Origin of the sequence: Mixta calida (genome assembly GCF_002953215.1) — a bacterium.
Taxonomy (GTDB): Bacteria; Pseudomonadota; Gammaproteobacteria; order Enterobacterales; family Enterobacteriaceae; genus Mixta; species Mixta calida.
In genome coordinates, this window is record NZ_CP026378.1 from 1,670,993 (window position 1) to 1,687,515 (window position 16,523).

Consider the following 16,523-nt stretch of genomic DNA (forward strand, 5'->3'; position numbering starts at 1 on the left):
TTATTGCGCAGCGGCGCAGGTTGATTGTTGCAGAGCCTCATGCCCGGCCAGCGCCGTGCAGAAAGTGCTGACGTCCGAGACCCAGCCGAAAAAGGTTTCAATATTGAAAATCGCCGCCTGCTGAGCGAAAGGCGGGCCCGCCTGATGGGTAGCGTCTTCCAGCACGATGCCGAAATATTCCAGAAAGAAGCCGTCGCGCAGCGTTGACTCCACGCAGACGTTGGTAGCGATGCCGGTAAACACCAGATGACGAATGCCGCGGCTGCGCAGCATGCCGTCCAGCGGCGTATGGTAGAAACCGCTGTAGCGCGGCTTCGGCAGCACGATATCGCCCGGCTGCGGCTGTAGCCGTTCTACCAGCGCATAGTCCCAGCCGCCTTTAGCCAGTAGCTTGCCCTGCAGTTCCGGGCGTCGGCGCATGGTTTTTAGCGCGTTCGATTTATGAAAGTTTGGCGATCCGGCGTCGCCCGCCTCAATATATTGTTCGTCCCAGCCGTTCTGAAACCAGATAATCTGAAGGCCGGCGGCGCGTGCGGCGCTGACCGCAATGGCGATATTTTCAATTACCGGCTGCGTGGTCGAAACATCAAATCCCGCGAGGTCGAGATAGCCGCCCGGTGTGGCGTAGGCGTTCTGCATATCCACCACGATCAGCGCGGTTTGCGCGGGTGGAAAAACGATCGCTTCAGGACGGGCGGGCAGGGTGACGGCCGCCTGCTGACTGGCGCTGGCGCAGATAACCGGCTTCATCATGCCACCTCCTGCGCAGCCTGAGTCAGATGGGCGCGGCAGGCGAGCAGTGGCTGAATACGTTCGCCAAACGCTTCGATGCCCGGCAGGAAATCATCAAAGGTCAGCAGCACGCCCTGCGTGCCTTCAACCTGCGCGACCTCATCCAGCATGCGCGCCACATTGGCATACGAGCCGACCAGCGTGCCCATATTGATATTCACGGCGGAGGTCGGATCGGCCATCTGTCGCACGTTAGTATTGCTGCCGGAACGCTTATCCTGCTGGCTTTGCATGGTCAGCCACGCCAGCGCTTCCTCGTCAGCGCCCGCCTTGTAATGCTCCCATTTGGCGCGCGCCGCCTCATCGGTTTCATCGGCGATAATCATAAACAGCACGAAAGAGCCAACGTCACGCTGCTCAGCGTCAGCCGCCGCCTTCATGCGCGCCGCAGTGGAGGCAAAAGCGGCGGGCGTGTTGACTCCTTTGCCGAAGCAGAAATTGTAATCGGCGTGGCGGGCGGAGAAGGCCATGCCGGCATCGCTCTGACCGGCGCAGATCACCTTCATCGATTTGCGCGGACGCGGGCTGAGGCGGCAATCGTTCATGGTAAAAAACTCGCCTTTCAGATCGCTTTTGCCGCTGCCCCAGAGGTCGCGCAGCACGGTGACATATTCGGTGAGATAGTCGTAGCGCCGGGTGAAATAGTCGTCGCCGGGCCACAGGCCCATTTGCTCATACTCCGGCTTCTGCCAGCCGGTCACCAGGTTGACGCCGAAGCGGCCTTCGGCGATGGAATCAATGGTGGCAGCCATGCGCGCCACGATGGCTGGCGGCAGCGTCAATGTTGCCGCCGTAGCGTAGATTTCGATGCGTGACGTCACCGCCGCCAGGCCCGCCATCAGCGTGAAGGATTCAAGATTATGATCCCAGAATTCGGTTTTGCCGCCGAAGCCGCGTAGCTTGATCATCGATAGCGCGAAATCGAAATGGTAATGCTCCGCTTTTTGTACGATCGCCTTATTGAGTTCGAATGTGGGCATATATTGCGGCGCGTTGCTGGAAATCAGCCAGCCGTTGTTACCGACAGGAATAAAGATGCCTATTTTCATGTGAAACCCTCATAGTGGATGTTTCCCGATCGCGCTGCGGTGCATCCTGCCTCCTGTTCCGGCGGCGCTCAGAAGGAGGAAAGCAAAGGCTGTGCCATAAAAGATAAAAAGAAGATAATCAAACAGATAACCCAAAATAAGTAGCTAATGCGCCAGCGCGTTGCGCCAAAACAGACCATTTGGTCAAAACGCTTTGCACAAAAATCAGGCGGGAAAGAGGGCCATGTGCAGAGGCTGACGCAGCTTTCCCTATCTCTGCTAAGATGCAGCGCGAACAGTTGCAGAGAAAGGAGCGGGAAAAAATGGAAAACAAGACACCCACGCGGCGCGCGCGGGCGGTGGCGGCGAAGCGCTCGGCGATCCTTGACGCCGCGCTTGAGTACTTTTCACAGTTCGGCATGCACGGTACCAGCCTGGATAAAGTGGCCGAGCGCGCTGGCGTCTCGAAAACCAACCTGCTCTACTATTTTCCCTCGAAAGAGGCGCTCTATATCGCCGTGCTGAAAGAGATTCTGGATGTCTGGCTGGCGCCGCTGCGCGCGCTGCGTGAAGATCAGGACCCGCTGGCGGCGATTCGTCACTATATTCAGCTCAAGCTGGAGGTATCGCGTGACCATCCTCAGGCCTCCCGACTTTTCTGTCTGGAGATGCTGCAGGGCGCGCCGCTGTTAAAGGCAGAGCTGGAAGGCGATCTCAAGGCACTGATTGACGAAAAGTCGCGCGTCATTGAAAACTGGATCGTGCAGAAGCGTTTGGCGCCGGTAGAGCCGCAGCATCTGATTTTTATGCTCTGGGCGACGACGCAGCACTACGCGGATTTCTCCGCGCAGGTTGAGGCGATTACCGGACGCACCCTGAACGATGAGGAATTTTTCCAGCAGGCAGTCGCCAATGTGCAGCATATGGTGATTGAAGGCATTCGTATCCGCCCGGCGCCTTAAAAACTTTACGTTCAGCGCGACGGAACCCTGCCAGGCTTATAGCGTTACGTTTCAACGCAGGAGCAAGCATGGATTCCGTTTCGCAACTGGTTCTCGGCGCGTCGGTGACGATGGCTGTCATGGGCCGACGCGCGCTGCTCTGGCAGTCGGCGCTGGTGGGCGCGTTCTGCGGCACGCTGCCCGATCTGGATGTGTTTCTTGACCATGGCGATGCCATAAGAAACATGACGCTGCATCGCACCGAAAGTCATGCGCTGATCTGGCTGACGCTCCTCTCTCCGCTGCTCGCCTGGCTTACCGCCGGCGTGCTGAAGCAAACTTTCCAGTGGGCCCGCTGGTGGCCAGCCGTCTGGCTGGCGCTGATTACTCATCCGTTGCTCGATCTGATGACGGTGTACGGTACTCAGCTGGGCTTGCCGTTTACCGACTATCCCTGGGCCATCGGCAGCATCTTTATTGTTGATCCGCTCTATACGCTGCCGCTAATAATCGGTCTGATTGCCGCCCTGTGGCGTCGCCAACCGCGCTGGAGCCGCGTCGGGCTGGCGATCAGCTCGCTTTATCTGCTCTGGAGCATGGCGGCGCAGGGCATCGCGACGCATCAGGTTGCGCCGCAAATCGCACGGCAGGTGGGAGGCAATGCGCGGCTGCTGGTTACCCCGACCGCCTTTAATACGCTGGTCTGGCGCGTGGTGGCGGTCACGCCGGAGCGTTACTATGAAGGCTACTGGTCGCTGTTTTCGCCGCAGCGCCCGTTGCAGCTCAGCGCGCACGATCGCGGCGCGGGGCTTTATCAACAGTGGAAAGGGGACTGGGCGGTAGAGAGGGTGGCCTGGTTCAGCCACGGCTTTTTTGCGCTGCGTGAGCATGACGGCAATCTGCTTATCAGCGATCTGCGCATGGGCGAAGCGCCCCATTTCACGTTTACTTTCAATCTGGGCGCGCCGCAGGCGCGGGATCTGCATCCGGCGCGATTGCCTTCTGAACGGCCGTCGCTGACGGAAATGTGGCGGACGCTGCGTCAGCGCTTGTAAACAAAAAGGGCGAACCGCCGTTCGCCCTTTGCAATGTTAATCTCTGGTCATGCTGCCTTGCGGCGACGCATCCACCAGCCAAAGCCCAGCATGATAAACCACAGCGGCGTCACCATCAGCGCGTTGCGCGTATCTTCCTGCAGCGTCAGCAGAACGATAACGAAAGCGAAGAAGGCCAGACAGACCCAGCACATCACTTTGCCCAGCGGCATCTTGAAGGTGGACTGCTGGTGACGCTGCGGATACTGCTTACGGTATGCCATATAAGAGCAGAGAATGATGCTCCAGACGAACATAAACAGGATGGCCGAAACGGTGGTCACCATGGTGAAAACCGTCATTACATTTGGAATCAGGTAGATCAGCGCCACGCCCGCCAGCAGGCAGAAGCAGGAGAAGAACAGCCCGGAGGTCGGCACCGCGCGCGCGGAAAGACGACCAAAGGTGCGGTGCGCCACGCCCTGTTCCGCCAGGCCATAGAGCATGCGGCTGGTGGAGAAGATGCCGCTGTTTGCAGAGGAGGCCGCAGAGGTCAGCACCACAAAGTTGACGATGCTGGCCGCCGCCGGCAGGCCAATCAGCATAAACATTTCAACGAACGGGCTGCGGTCGGCCACAACGCTGCTCCACGGCGTAACCGCCATGATTACCATCAGCGCCAGCACGTAAAACATAATAACGCGCAGCGGAATTGCATTGATGGCGCGCGGCAGCACCTTGTGCGGATCGTGGGTTTCCGCCGCTGCGGTGCCCACCAGCTCGATGCCGACGAAGGCGAAAACAGCGATCTGGAAGCCAGCGAAGAAGCCGCTCAGTCCTTTCGGGAACATGCCACCGTGATCCCAGATATTCGAAAGCGCCGCGGTGCCGCCGCCGGGGGATGGATAGTGCATCGCCACCAGTACGATACCGGTCACGATCAGCGCAACGATGGCGACGATTTTGATAATCGCGAACCAGAACTCCAGCTCGCCGAACATCTTCACCGTCACGATATTTAGCGCGAGGAACACCAGCACGCAGAGCAGGGCGCTCATCCAGATGGAGAAGTCAGGGAACCAGAGCTGGAAATAGGCGCTGATCGCCACCACATCGGCGATGCCGGTCACCACCCAGCAGAACCAGTAGGTCCAGCCGGTAAAGTAGCCTGCCCAGGGGCCGAGCAGGTCGGCGGCAAAATCGCTAAAAGATTTGTATTCCAGATTTGACAGCAGCAGTTCGCCCATCGCGCGCATGACGAAAAACAGCATAAATCCGATGATCATATAGACGAAAATGATCGACGGACCCGCCAGACTGATCGTTTTCCCCGACCCCATAAACAGGCCGGTGCCGATGGCACCGCCGATAGCCATCAGCTGAATATGACGATTATGAAGGCTGCGCCGGAGCTTATCCGGGCCTTCTGCTTTTTGCAGCGTAGTTTTAACGTTGTCTACCATAAAATGGTTCCTGTCTGTGATGTTGTGCGGCTCTGCTGGCCGATATTTATCGTTCTTACCGGCAGGTAAGTTGGCATAAGATAGTGTAATTAACGGATTAACAGCTAATGATTTTTGCCAATCCTACAGGATCTCTTGCGCGATGTTGGCATCATTTATTTACGTCTTGTGCAAAGGCACAACTTTTATGCAGCATTGGTATAAAAAAACACATCATTGACCTCTTTTGCAGCAAACGACGGCGGAATGACTACACTTACCGGGTAACCGCAACGGCGGCTAACGGGAGAAACAGGTGAAAGGTATTGCGATCGCGCTGGCGATCATTCTGGCCGTGCTGGCGGGTTTTCCCTGGCTTGAGCGTCATCTGCCGTCGCACCTGAATCCGTTTGCGCCGCTTTTAGTGACCGATCCGCCTGGTTGGGTCACCCGCTACAAGCTGCAGCGCATCCGTCACGATCCCGCCGCCTGCCTGGCGGTGCTGGAGCGTGCGCGGGAGGCGGGGCTGGTAAGTTTTACCCAGCCGCCTCCGATGAGCGGCGCTTGTCCGTTGGCGGCGCCGATTCGCATCCAGCGCTTCGCCGATGTAAGGCTCAGCAGCAGCTTTCTTGCCAGCTGTCCGTTGGCGGTCAGCAGCACGATGTTTGTACTACAGGCAGACAGGCGCGCGCGCTCCGGCCCTCTGCATTCGTCGCTGAGGCAGATTGAACATGTCGGCAGCTACGCCTGCCGGAATATTTATCATCGTGCGCAGGGGCGGCGAAGCGAGCATGCAACGGCGGATGCGTGGGATGTGACGGCGTTCCGGCTGGCGAACGGCACACGCATCAGCGTTGGACGCGACTGGCGCAGGCCTGATGAAGCGAGCGATTTACTACATCAGTGGTTCAACGACAGCTGCGCCTGGTTTGGCAATACGTTGGGGCCGGACTATAACGCGGCGCACGCCACACATTTTCATCTGGGGATGCGGGGCTATGGAATTTGCCGTTAACGGTGGCGATTTTTAGCACAGCGGCGAAAAAATTTATTATCACGGCAGTGATAATTCACGCTTCCGGGACATTTTTTTTAGTGAATAAAAACTAATATGACATCTCAGAACTTCTAATATAAATTATAATAATCATTTACAGCGATTATTACCTGCCAATCAGAAATTTAATTTTTTGCGCTTTCATTTTGTTTACAAAACAGTGATATCTATTAGCCTGTGTTATGTTTTTCGCGGGTACTCTGTAGAAAACCAGGATTATCCTGGATTGCGTCTGGCCGCGGCTGAGTTATAGTTTGTTGCAGATCACAAAAATCCATTCTATGAAAACAGCAAGGGGATTGAATATTTTTAAGAAAAATCTTACTCTTTCTCCATTGGCGATTGGAAATGTATAAAAGCAGCGCTAATGAATATAACTTTACTAAATTACAAGGATTTAATAAGTCTACTTAAGACATTAAGTTTACATCTGCTTAACGGACCCTAAATGCAGCCTTTTTAAACATCAGTCCGTTGAACAATATAATTAAAAAAATTTTTCGAGAGCATTTAATTTTTTGTTACATCGGTGGCAGTTTGACTTAAACCACGGCGCGAGCAGGTAGCGCGTACCGGTGAGGCTTTAATGACGTTCGATGATTACTTTGCCTGGCGCAGGGAGGTCGAGGCTCAGTTTTTTTTACTGAATAACACGAAAGAGTTAACAAAAGCGTTGCAACAGCAGATTGAAGCGCTGGGGCTGGATCACTTTGCCTTATTTATTCGCCATCCAGTACCTTTTACCCGGCCTAAAACCTTTCTTTTCACCACATACCCACCTTGCTGGATAAAGCGATACGAAAATGAAAACTATTATGCCGTCGATCCTATTTTGCAGGAGTGTTCACTGCCGGGAAAATTTATAGCCTGGGGGGATGCCGTTTCGGATAAGAATGAAATATTCTGGCGTGAGGCAAAAGCGTACGGATTGACATCAGGCTTCTCTTGTTCGCTGATGGCGTCCAATCGCGCAACGGGTATATTATCGGTAGTATCCAAAAAAGCGTTAAATATGTCGCATATGTTGCCGGAACAGCAGTTAAGACTACAGTATCTATTGGACCTGTCTTTGCAATCGTTACTGCGCTTAGATGATGTATCCATGCGGATTTTAGATATAACCTTAAGTTCGCGTGAACTGGAAATTTTAAAATGGACAGCGGAAGGGAAAACGGCAGCCGAGATTTCATTGATACTTTCTATCTCGCCTTACACGGTTAACTTCCATCAGAAGAATTTACAAAAGCGGTTTAATGCGCCAAATAAAACCCAGGTTGCCAGCTATGCGGCCGCCATTGGCTTGCTGTAAATAGGATTGCAACTACTAAATTTAGTAGTTTCATAAGGTTAACCGGTTGTCTACCCTTCGGCCGGGGTATCAGCTGGGTAAACGCCGTATACATACGGCTCAAACGAGGGAGTGCGACAGGGGAATATGATGAAGATTATCCAAACCCAGCTAAAGGATATGCCATCCTCGTTATTGGCTGAATTGGGCAGTTATCGTTACAGTGTGTTTGCGCGCGGTGAAGGGTGGTCGATACCCTCGCGGCTCAGTACGCCGGGACAGGAGTACGATCGCTTCGACCGTTCCGACGTAACGTGGCTTATCGCCTGGCATGTACGTTTTGGCATCTGCGGTTGCGCCCGCCTGATGCAGTGGCAGGAACCCGGCAATATTGAAGGCTTCAGCGTACCGTTCGATCGTAAAGAGGCGGTCTGGGAAATGTCGCGTTTCTCCGCGCGTCTTGACGTTGACCATGAACTGCCGCTAACCATTCTCTGGCATGCTGTCCAGCTGGCGGAGCTGTCGGGCATCGATTATCTGGTCAGTGCCGCCACGCCGATGCTGGAGCAGATGTTTGAACAGCACAACGTGGGGTTCGAGCCTTTAACGCCGGGATTAATTCAGTCTGAAGACAATCTGTTCGCAGTAAAAATTCCGGTGAAACAGCAGGGTCTGGCGGAGAAGTATCGCGGCGCGCGCCGTTTCAGCCCGGAAGAGGTGTTGCCTTCGCTGGGCGTTTCTATCAACTGGCAGTCGCACGGGCGTTAATGCCAGCGGGTCCAGAGCGTAATCAGCAACCATGCGGCCAGCACCCAGCACAGCACGGCGCTGGCCAGCGCGAGCGGCAGACGCATTATGCCGATAAAAAACCATAACGAGAGAAGATAGAGAAAGTAGGGCAAAATCGCCCACATGCCGAAAATGATGGTGGCGCGCAGCGCTGCCGAGCCCTTATCTGTTGCGACAAGGTAGTGCGCAATCAGCGCAAATGTTGGAAAGAGCGGCAACAGCCCGGCGATATAGTAATTCTTACTCTTCGCCAGCAGGCCAATCGCCACCACCACGAATGCGCCAATCAGCGCTTTAAGCAACAGACCCATTGTTTTGTCCATGTTAAAAGATTTAACATGCGTGAATGCTGTCGCAAAATCAATGGGTTCGTGATAGTTAACGGCGGTATGCGGCCTTAATCTGACTGATTGTCTGACTGAACGTTTCCGCCTGCTGCGGATCGTCCAACTGGGCGATAACACGTTCCATGTTGATAATGACTTTGCCCGCGTCCGCCTGACCCATGCCTTTCAGCATCATCGTGACCATCGCTTTCAGGCAGGCCACTTCATTCGCCAGGGTTTTTGTCTCTTCCGAAGTGGTAAAATCGTTCTGACCCATAGTTTCTCCTTGATAATCCTGTGTAAATATTCAGGCCGTTACTTACATCCCGAACCTGGCAAAGTATAACATAAATTATGAGACCGCTTTCTCACACCGCGCCGTGGATTGCGGAATAATTCACCATCTGAATCATCTGCATAAAATAAAAGCTGGACGTTATTTGGAGTGAGAAAAAACCTGACAATGTAATTATTAATAAAAAACTCATCACACAAGTTATCATCGCAACCTGTTGTATATAAACACCTTTTTCTTTAATTTTCTCTTTACTTATTTTTAATGCTTTTGACTTTTTATTATCTGGGTCGATGAAAACATTTCACAAAATTGTGAATAAGAGACGTGCAGGAATGCTATTAGCGCCATCTAAAAAAACGGTGAATTATGTTCAAACCTGCAACAAAAAAGAGTAACATTAAGCGGCTTAATTAAAGCGTCCCATAAACATCACCATTTCCGGAGAAATCCTCTTTTGATTAGCATTCTTCTTGTGGATGACCACGAACTGGTACGCGCAGGGATTCGTCGCATACTGGAAGATATCAAAGGTATTCAGGTAGCCGGCGAGGCATGCTGCGGTGAGGACGCGGTGAAATGGTGTCGTACAAATCAGGTAGATGTGATCCTGATGGACATGAACATGCCAGGCATCGGCGGTCTGGAGGCCACACGCAAAATCGTGCGTTTCAATCCTGACGCTAAAATCATCATGTTGACTATCCATACGGAAAATCCGCTGCCGGCGAAGGTGATGCAGGCAGGAGCCGCGGGCTATTTGAGCAAAGGCGCTGCGCCGCAGGAAGTGATCAGCGCCATTCGCTCCGTACATGCGGGACAGCGTTACATCGCTTCCGATATCGCGCAACAGATGGCGCTGAGCCAGATTGAGCCTGAAAAGAGCGAATCTCCCTTTAGCTGTTTGTCGGAACGGGAATTGCAGATTATGCTGATGATTACCAAAGGGCAGAAAGTGACAGATATTTCTGAACAGCTTAATCTGAGCCCTAAAACCGTCAACAGCTACCGTTACCGAATGTTTAGCAAACTGAATATCAGTGGCGACGTAGAGTTGACGCATCTGGCCATCCGGCATGGCCTGTTTAATGCGGAGTCGTTGATCAGTAGTGAGTGAAGTCTTTGACGCAAAATCTTTTCTGAAAACCGTCACCAGTCAGCCAGGCGTATACCGCATGTATGACGGTGACGGTACGGTTATCTACGTTGGTAAAGCGAAAGATCTGAAGAAACGCCTCAGCAGCTACTTCCGCAGCAATCTTGCCAGCCGTAAAACCGAAGCGCTGGTGGCCAATATTCACCATATTGATGTCACCGTTACGCATACCGAAACCGAAGCGCTGCTGCTTGAACATAATTACATTAAGCTCTATCAGCCTCGTTACAACGTGCTGCTGCGCGACGATAAATCTTACCCCTATATCTTTCTGAGCGGCGATCCCCATCCGCGTCTGGCGATCCATCGTGGCGCCAAACATGCGAAAGGCGAATATTTCGGCCCCTTTCCTAACGGTTACGCGGTGCGCGAAACGCTGGCTCTGCTGCAAAAAATCTTCCCCGTGCGGCAGTGTGAAAATAGCGTCTACCGCAACCGTTCGCGTCCCTGTCTGCAATATCAAATTGGTCGCTGTCTGGGCCCGTGCGTCGCCGGACTGGTAAGCGAGGAAGAGTATGCTCAGCAGACGGAATATGTTCGCCTTTTTCTGTCCGGTAAAGACGATCAGGTGTTGAACATGCTGGTCAGCCGCATGGAGCAGGCCAGCCAGTCGCTACGCTTTGAGGAGGCCGGGCGCCTGCGCGATCAGATCCAGGCCGTTCGCCGCGTGACGGAAAAGCAGTTTGTATCCAATCAGGGCGACGACCTGGACGTTATCGGCGTCTCCTATGATGCGGGTATGGCCTGCCTGCACGTGCTCTTTATTCGTCAGGGCAAAGTCCTGGGCAGCCGCAGCTATTTCCCCAAAATTCCTGGCGGCACCGAGCTGGCGGAAGTGGTGCAAACCTTTGTCGGCCAGTTTTATTTGCAGGGCAGCGAATCGCGTACGCTGCCAGGCGAGATCCTGCTCGATTTTAATCTGCCAGAACGCGAGCTGTTGGCGGAATCACTCAGCGAGCTGGCCGGACGCAAAATTCATATACAGAGCAAACCGCGCGGCGATCGCGCGCGTTATTTGAAGCTGGCGCGCACCAATGCGGCAACGGCGCTGGTGACCAAATTAACCCAGCAGTCTACCATTCATCAGCGGCTGACGGCGCTGGCTGAAGTGCTGCATCTGCCACAGATAAAACGCATGGAGTGTTTTGATATCAGTCACACCATGGGCGAGCAGACGGTTGCGTCCTGCGTCGTGTTTGACAGCAATGGTCCGGCGCGAGCGGAATATCGCCGCTATAATATTACCGGCATTACGCCCGGTGATGATTACGCGGCAATGAATCAGGTGCTGCGCCGTCGTTACGGTAAGGCGCTGGAGCCGGAAAAGGTGCCGGATGTCATTTTGATCGACGGCGGTAAAGGCCAGCTGGCGCAGGCGAAAGAGGTTTTCGCCGAGCTGGAGGTGAGTTGGGACAAAAATCATCCGCTGCTGCTGGGCGTGGCGAAAGGCAGCGATCGTAAAGCTGGCCTGGAGACACTGTTCCTGGAGCCGGTAGGCGAGGGGTTCTCCCTGCCGCCCGATTCGCCGGCGCTGCATGTGATCCAGCATATTCGTGATGATTCTCACAATCATGCGATTACCGGGCATCGCAATAAACGCGCCAAAGTAAAAAATACCAGCGCGCTGGAAAGCATCGAGGGCATCGGCCCGAAACGGCGCCAGCAACTGCTGAAGTATATGGGCGGCCTGCAACCGCTGATGAACGCCTCGGTGGAGGAGATAGCCAAAGTACCCGGCATTTCTCACGCCCTGGCGGAGAAAATCTTTTACTCGTTAAAACACTAGCATTGAAACCCTGGTGGCAATGTAGCAACATACGGGTAAACCCTACTCATGCCAGACAGTTAGCGTACCTTATGCAATTGAATATTCCGACGTGGCTCACCCTGTTTCGTGTCGTCCTGATTCCTTTTTTTGTACTGGCATTCTATCTGCCGTTCCACTGGGGACCGATGGCATGCGCTATCATCTTTGTGGTGGCGGCGATTACCGACTGGTTTGACGGCTTTCTGGCCCGGCGCTGGAAACAGTCCACCCGTTTCGGCGCCTTTCTCGATCCGGTGGCTGATAAGGTGATGGTGGCGATGGCGCTGGTGCTGGTAGCGGAGCATTTTCACGCCTGGTGGATTACCCTGCCGGCGGCCACCATGATCGCGCGCGAAATCATTATTTCGGCGCTGCGAGAATGGATGGCGGAGATCGGCAAGCGCAGCAGCGTGGCTGTTTCCTGGATTGGCAAAGTAAAGACAACAGCGCAGATGCTGGCGTTGGTGGCGCTGCTCTGGCATCCTAACCAGCTGGTTTCAGGCATCGGCGTCGTTGCGCTTTATATCGCTGCGGTGCTAACTTTTTGGTCAATGTTTCAATACCTGAGCGCCGCCCGTGGCGATTTGCTTGAACATTGATCGATACGATGTAAAAAACGGCAACCGCTCCAAAGGTGAGGATAATTTTATTGACTCACTGACGCAGGCCGGTAGAATGCAATGCATGAGATGGCTACAGGCCGTCGACAGTAAAAGCGCACGATTAAAAGGCGAATTTTTTGTAAATGCGGGAATAGCTCAGTTGGTAGAGCACGACCTTGCCAAGGTCGGGGTCGCGAGTTCGAGTCTCGTTTCCCGCTCCAGTTATAGTTTGCAGATCTTCGCGATCTGTAAAATGCGAAAAAGGGCCTTTCGGCCCTTTTTTTGTATCTAAAATCTTCCTGCAAAACCCTCTGTAAGCAGCTTACCGTACTTCTCCTGCCGAGCCGGATATTCCTCTACCTTAAAATTTATTGCATTTAAATAAACCGCGATTTTTCAAAAACTGTTATTAAAGTGGCAGTTTACCTTTTCCGTTGATTACTAATTCTATTAATTATTAATAACTTTTTATTCCCTTCCAAAATTAATTAAAGGTTGTTGATTTTTTTTATATATATAATTTTCATTATGTCAATTAATGGAAGGCGTAAAAAAAATATATGCAGGTTATTGATTTAACGAAAGTATTTTTCTTCTTATTAAGAAAAACAATATCATTTTACCGTGAGAGAAATGTGCGGCTTCTGGTTTAACGATAAAATATCAGATAATCTACATATGCAGCCCAGCAGGTTATAGCCTTCAAGGAAATATATAGATAACCATGTCAATGCGCAGTGTAACTGGCATTGAAAATAGTAAATGGTAAAAGCTATATTATCAAAATTTTGCTATTGAAGTTTTTTGTTTTTAGTTGATGGTAAGTCTGTCTGATTTTTATTAATTACAAATGGCCGAAACTACCTTTTACAACTCGCCTTAACAGAAAGGAGATAATATATTTTAGCTCGTTTTTTAAATTGTTATCAGTAAATTCACCTCTGCTCAGGTGATGATTGCAACTGAAGATTGACAGCGTTAACGGATAAAATAGTTAATAACGGAATGGTATTTTCTTTTGCGTTAAGTCCATTTTAACCCAATAAGTTGTTAACCTTAAGCTGCTATTATTTATATACTCTGGAGCTGTTTAAAACGGTGCAACTTTGTCAACAAGAAGCGCTGTCTCGCACTATTGAAAAAAATAATAAATTTAATGGCAATGTAAGCCATTGAAGCTGTTGCCTTGGTGGGGATTACCAGGAATCAATGATTCTTATCCGTTTGTTAATCAAGGCGTTATCAACAATGATCGTTATTACAGGTAAAATGAAATGAAAAAAAACACCATGCTTGGATTAGTTAAGTTTAATCCAATTGCTGCCTCTATTCTGTTAGCGTTGCCGATCGTAACGCAAGCAGTCACACCGAGTACAAGGGGGACCAATGTCAATCAGGTCAATGGAGTAACTGTCATTGATATTGATACGGCAAATGCAAAAGGCATTTCTCACAATATTTATGGATCATTAAGCGTCGATAAAAATGGTTTGATATTCAATAACAGTAATACCAGCGTCAACACCTCGCTGGCTGGTCAGATTAATGGTAACAGCAACCTTACCTCTGGTAGCGCAAAAGTTATTGTTAACGAAGTGACAACCACTAATAAGAGCCATCTGAATGGCATATTGGAAGTTGCGGGTAGCAAAGCGCATTTAATTATCGCCAACCCGAATGGCATTAGCTGCCAGGGCTGTGGCTTTATTAATACGGATAAGGTGACAATAACCACCGGTAAGCCAGATATGCAAAATGGTGAGTTAAAAGGCTATAGCGTTAACGGTGGTATAATCAACGTCAATGGCCTGGGCAGCGATTCGCCAACGGAAATCCTGGCACGTTCTGTTGCCACAAGCGGCCTGGTTATCGCACCGTCCCTGTCAGTAGTAGCGGGCAGCAACTACGTTGATACGACAGGGAATGTGACGGGAAGCGTGAAGGCGCAGGGAAGCCGTAACCAATATAGCATTGACGTAGCCAATATTGGCGGCATGTACGCTGACAGAATTAGTCTGGTCAGCACGGATAAAGGTATTGGCGTTCGTAACTCCGGTGTAATAGCTGGCTCTTCCAGCGTCCAGATTAACAGTAACGGTAAGCTGGTTAACAACAATGCCCAAATAACTTCTGGCATGAACGTGGATATAAAAACCAGCGAAATGCTGGAGAATGTTACCGGAAAAATTTCCAGCGATGGCGATATCAGTATTAATACTAACCGGAAGACAATTAACAACTCGCGCGCGGGTAATATTATTTCTTCTGGAAACATTAATATTGACAGCGGTGCGCTGGACAACACTAATGGTAAAATGGCTGCAAGCGAAAAGCTGGAAATTAATACCAATAACAACAAGCTGATCAACTACGGCAAAGGTGAAAGGGTAGGCATCAATGCTGGGGCCGTGGTGCTGAATACCGGCGTCCTTGATAACCGTGATGGTTCCTTAAAAGGCTACAATATCAGCGCTAATAGCAGCGGCATCAATAATACTCATGGAATTATTGAAGCTTCAGGCAATATTGATTTAGTAAGTAACCTTGATATCTATAATACCGAAGGGCGAATCCGTACCGCTACAGGTCATATCAAAATCGATGCCTCTAAAGGTATCTTTAACAACAATAAAACCAGAACCGCTGATTATACCAGTGAGGATACGCTGGGCGTCGCTGCCGGTGAAGGCGGTGCCGAAATTAAAGCCATCACTGTGAATAACCAGTCAGGGCAAATTGGCTCAAACGGTACCATCTCTTTTATCAGCACCGGCAAAGTTGATAACTTCAAGGGTAAACTGTCCGCTGAGAAAGGGCTGACTATTAAGGCTAAGAACTTTAGCAACGGCCAGGCCGGCACCAGCGTTAATGGCAATGTTACTATAGATCTGACGGGCGAGTTTGCTAATAATATTGGCATCTTTTCTGCCAGAAATGGTGATATCTCCCTGAAGGCAAATTATGTTAATAACAGCGGTGCAGTACTGGAAGGGCGGAATGTTAATATTGAAGCTAAAGATTGGGTAAACAATAAGGATGCCCTGTTGGTTGCTCATCAAAAACTGGTGATCAATGCTGTTAACCATATAGATAACAGTAATGGCGAATATTTTGGCCATGATTACGGGATCTACCTGGGAATGATGAACCAGCCTGGCGGACTTGATGGCAAGGGCGGAGTGGAGATTCATACCAGAAGCATTAATAACAATCATAGCCGTATCGTTGCCGAATCTGGCTCGCTGGATATGGTAATCGGTGAAGCAGTTCATAACTCTCATGCCATGATTGTTTCTAAAGCAGGTGCCCCAGTCAACATCAAGGCCCAGAGTATCCATAACAACTACTCTACGATCAGCAGTAATGGTGCCCTGAATATTGAAACTGGCTTCCTGAGCAACAGCGGTAGTGGCACTATGATTGATAATAATGCTACAGGGATCATATCTTCTGTCGATGATTTAAGGCTGACGGTAGGGCAAAGTTTTACTAACTATGGCTGGATCAACAGTAAAAAAGATGCCTACATTAATGTTAACGGTACTTTATCAAACTCTAATACAATTAATGCCGATGGCTCGCTTTTTATTAACGGCACCAGCGTTAATAACTACAGAAGCATGTCGGCAGGCAACAGACTGGAAGCGAAATCAGATTCATATATCGATAACTTCGGCAATATGAACGCTGCTGTTATGGCGCTTGATGCTAAGGGTAGTATTGGCAATCTCGGCGTTATCCTCGGTAGAAGCGCGTTAACGACCAATGCCCGGAATATTTATAACTATGCCACTATGACGAGCTATGGCTTTTAAACGATAGTAACAAGCGGTCAATGCCGGTCGCTTTGCTAACTTATGAACGGCACGGCGCACCCTGCCTGACGCTTATCGCATAATAGTGGTAATTTAACTCAGTAATACAATAAAAGCGGCAGCTATGCTGCTGCTTTTATTTGATTGAGAA

The 16,523-nt window shown here is 50.9% G+C and carries 14 protein-coding genes, 1 tRNA gene and 1 pseudogene; 10 read left to right on the top strand and 6 right to left on the bottom strand.

The features are described 5' to 3' along the window. The gene (gene rutB / locus C2E16_RS07860) at positions 1 to 750 is read right to left on the bottom strand and encodes a pyrimidine utilization protein B (RefSeq protein WP_052134020.1); all 750 of its coding nucleotides are present in this window, start codon (positions 748 to 750) and stop codon (positions 1 to 3) included. Continuing rightward, on the bottom strand, positions 750 to 1,841 hold the full coding sequence (rutA, locus tag C2E16_RS07865) for a pyrimidine utilization protein A (RefSeq protein ID WP_038626914.1): 1,092 nt from the start codon (positions 1,839 to 1,841) through the stop codon (positions 750 to 752). Before rutA ends, rutB begins: the two co-directional genes overlap by 1 nt. A gap of 302 nt (positions 1,842 to 2,143) precedes the next feature. On the opposite strand from rutA, the gene rutR reads away from it, so the two are divergent. Beyond that, positions 2,144 to 2,782, top strand: coding sequence for an HTH-type transcriptional regulator RutR (rutR, locus tag C2E16_RS07870; protein ID WP_104951460.1), 639 nt, complete (start codon positions 2,144 to 2,146; stop codon positions 2,780 to 2,782). 68 nt (positions 2,783 to 2,850) lie between these two features. Then, positions 2,851 to 3,816, top strand: a complete 966-nt coding sequence (locus C2E16_RS07875) for a metal-dependent hydrolase (protein ID WP_084970456.1) — start codon at positions 2,851 to 2,853, stop codon at positions 3,814 to 3,816. Positions 3,817 to 3,863: 47 nt separating this feature from the next. Here C2E16_RS07875 and cycA read toward each other — a convergent pair whose 3' ends face one another. Further along, on the bottom strand, positions 3,864 to 5,258 hold the full coding sequence (gene cycA, locus C2E16_RS07880) for a D-serine/D-alanine/glycine transporter (protein ID WP_038626909.1): 1,395 nt from the start codon (positions 5,256 to 5,258) through the stop codon (positions 3,864 to 3,866). Between the two features lie 295 nt (positions 5,259 to 5,553). On the opposite strand from cycA, the gene C2E16_RS07885 reads away from it, so the two are divergent. The 3 genes from C2E16_RS07885 (at position 5,554) to C2E16_RS07895 (ending at position 8,350) form a co-directional block, all read left to right on the top strand. Beyond that, positions 5,554 to 6,252 (top strand): extensin-like domain-containing protein, encoded by a 699-nt coding sequence (locus tag C2E16_RS07885; RefSeq protein WP_081981815.1) that lies wholly within the window; start codon positions 5,554 to 5,556, stop codon positions 6,250 to 6,252. A gap of 628 nt (positions 6,253 to 6,880) precedes the next feature. Further along, positions 6,881 to 7,603, top strand: a complete 723-nt coding sequence (gene sdiA, locus C2E16_RS07890; RefSeq protein ID WP_084970455.1) for a transcriptional regulator SdiA — start codon at positions 6,881 to 6,883, stop codon at positions 7,601 to 7,603. A gap of 129 nt (positions 7,604 to 7,732) precedes the next feature. Continuing rightward, positions 7,733 to 8,350: an acyl-homoserine-lactone synthase gene (locus C2E16_RS07895; protein WP_038626906.1), complete on the top strand. Its 618-nt coding sequence runs from the start codon at positions 7,733 to 7,735 to the stop codon at positions 8,348 to 8,350. Here the strand turns inward: C2E16_RS07895 and C2E16_RS07900 are convergent. Next, the gene (locus C2E16_RS07900; RefSeq protein WP_038626904.1) at positions 8,347 to 8,682 is read right to left on the bottom strand and encodes a GlpM family protein; all 336 of its coding nucleotides are present in this window, start codon (positions 8,680 to 8,682) and stop codon (positions 8,347 to 8,349) included. The genes C2E16_RS07895 and C2E16_RS07900 overlap by 4 nt on opposite strands. Positions 8,683 to 8,749: 67 nt before the next feature. After that, a complete protein-coding gene (locus C2E16_RS07905; RefSeq protein WP_038626901.1) occupies positions 8,750 to 8,974 on the bottom strand; it encodes a DUF2594 family protein in 225 nt (74 codons plus the stop codon). A gap of 475 nt (positions 8,975 to 9,449) precedes the next feature. Between C2E16_RS07905 and uvrY the strand changes: the two genes are divergently transcribed. The 5 genes from uvrY to C2E16_RS07930 all read left to right on the top strand — a co-directional run bounded on the left by uvrY (position 9,450) and on the right by C2E16_RS07930 (position 16,372). Next, positions 9,450 to 10,109: a UvrY/SirA/GacA family response regulator transcription factor gene (gene uvrY / locus C2E16_RS07910; protein ID WP_038626899.1), complete on the top strand. Its 660-nt coding sequence runs from the start codon at positions 9,450 to 9,452 to the stop codon at positions 10,107 to 10,109. Beyond that, positions 10,102 to 11,934: an excinuclease ABC subunit UvrC gene (gene uvrC, locus C2E16_RS07915; protein WP_038626897.1), complete on the top strand. Its 1,833-nt coding sequence runs from the start codon at positions 10,102 to 10,104 to the stop codon at positions 11,932 to 11,934. The genes uvrY and uvrC overlap by 8 nt, the downstream gene beginning before the upstream one ends. Before the next feature lie 71 nt (positions 11,935 to 12,005). Beyond that, positions 12,006 to 12,554 carry a CDP-diacylglycerol--glycerol-3-phosphate 3-phosphatidyltransferase gene (gene pgsA / locus C2E16_RS07920; RefSeq protein WP_038626895.1) on the top strand — a complete coding sequence of 183 codons (549 nt, stop codon included), beginning with the start codon at positions 12,006 to 12,008 and terminating at the stop codon, positions 12,552 to 12,554. A gap of 148 nt (positions 12,555 to 12,702) precedes the next feature. After that, a tRNA-Gly gene (locus C2E16_RS07925) sits at positions 12,703 to 12,778 on the top strand. Between the two features lie 1,053 nt (positions 12,779 to 13,831). Further along, entirely contained in the window at positions 13,832 to 16,372 is a 2,541-nt protein-coding gene (locus C2E16_RS07930; RefSeq protein ID WP_071883688.1) for a filamentous hemagglutinin N-terminal domain-containing protein, read from the top strand. Here C2E16_RS07930 and C2E16_RS21375 read toward each other — a convergent pair. Beyond that, a pseudogene (locus C2E16_RS21375) lies at positions 16,361 to 16,432 on the bottom strand (hypothetical protein); the annotation flags it as partial. The gene C2E16_RS07930 and the pseudogene C2E16_RS21375 overlap by 12 nt on opposite strands. Positions 16,433 to 16,523: the final 91 nt, after the last annotated feature.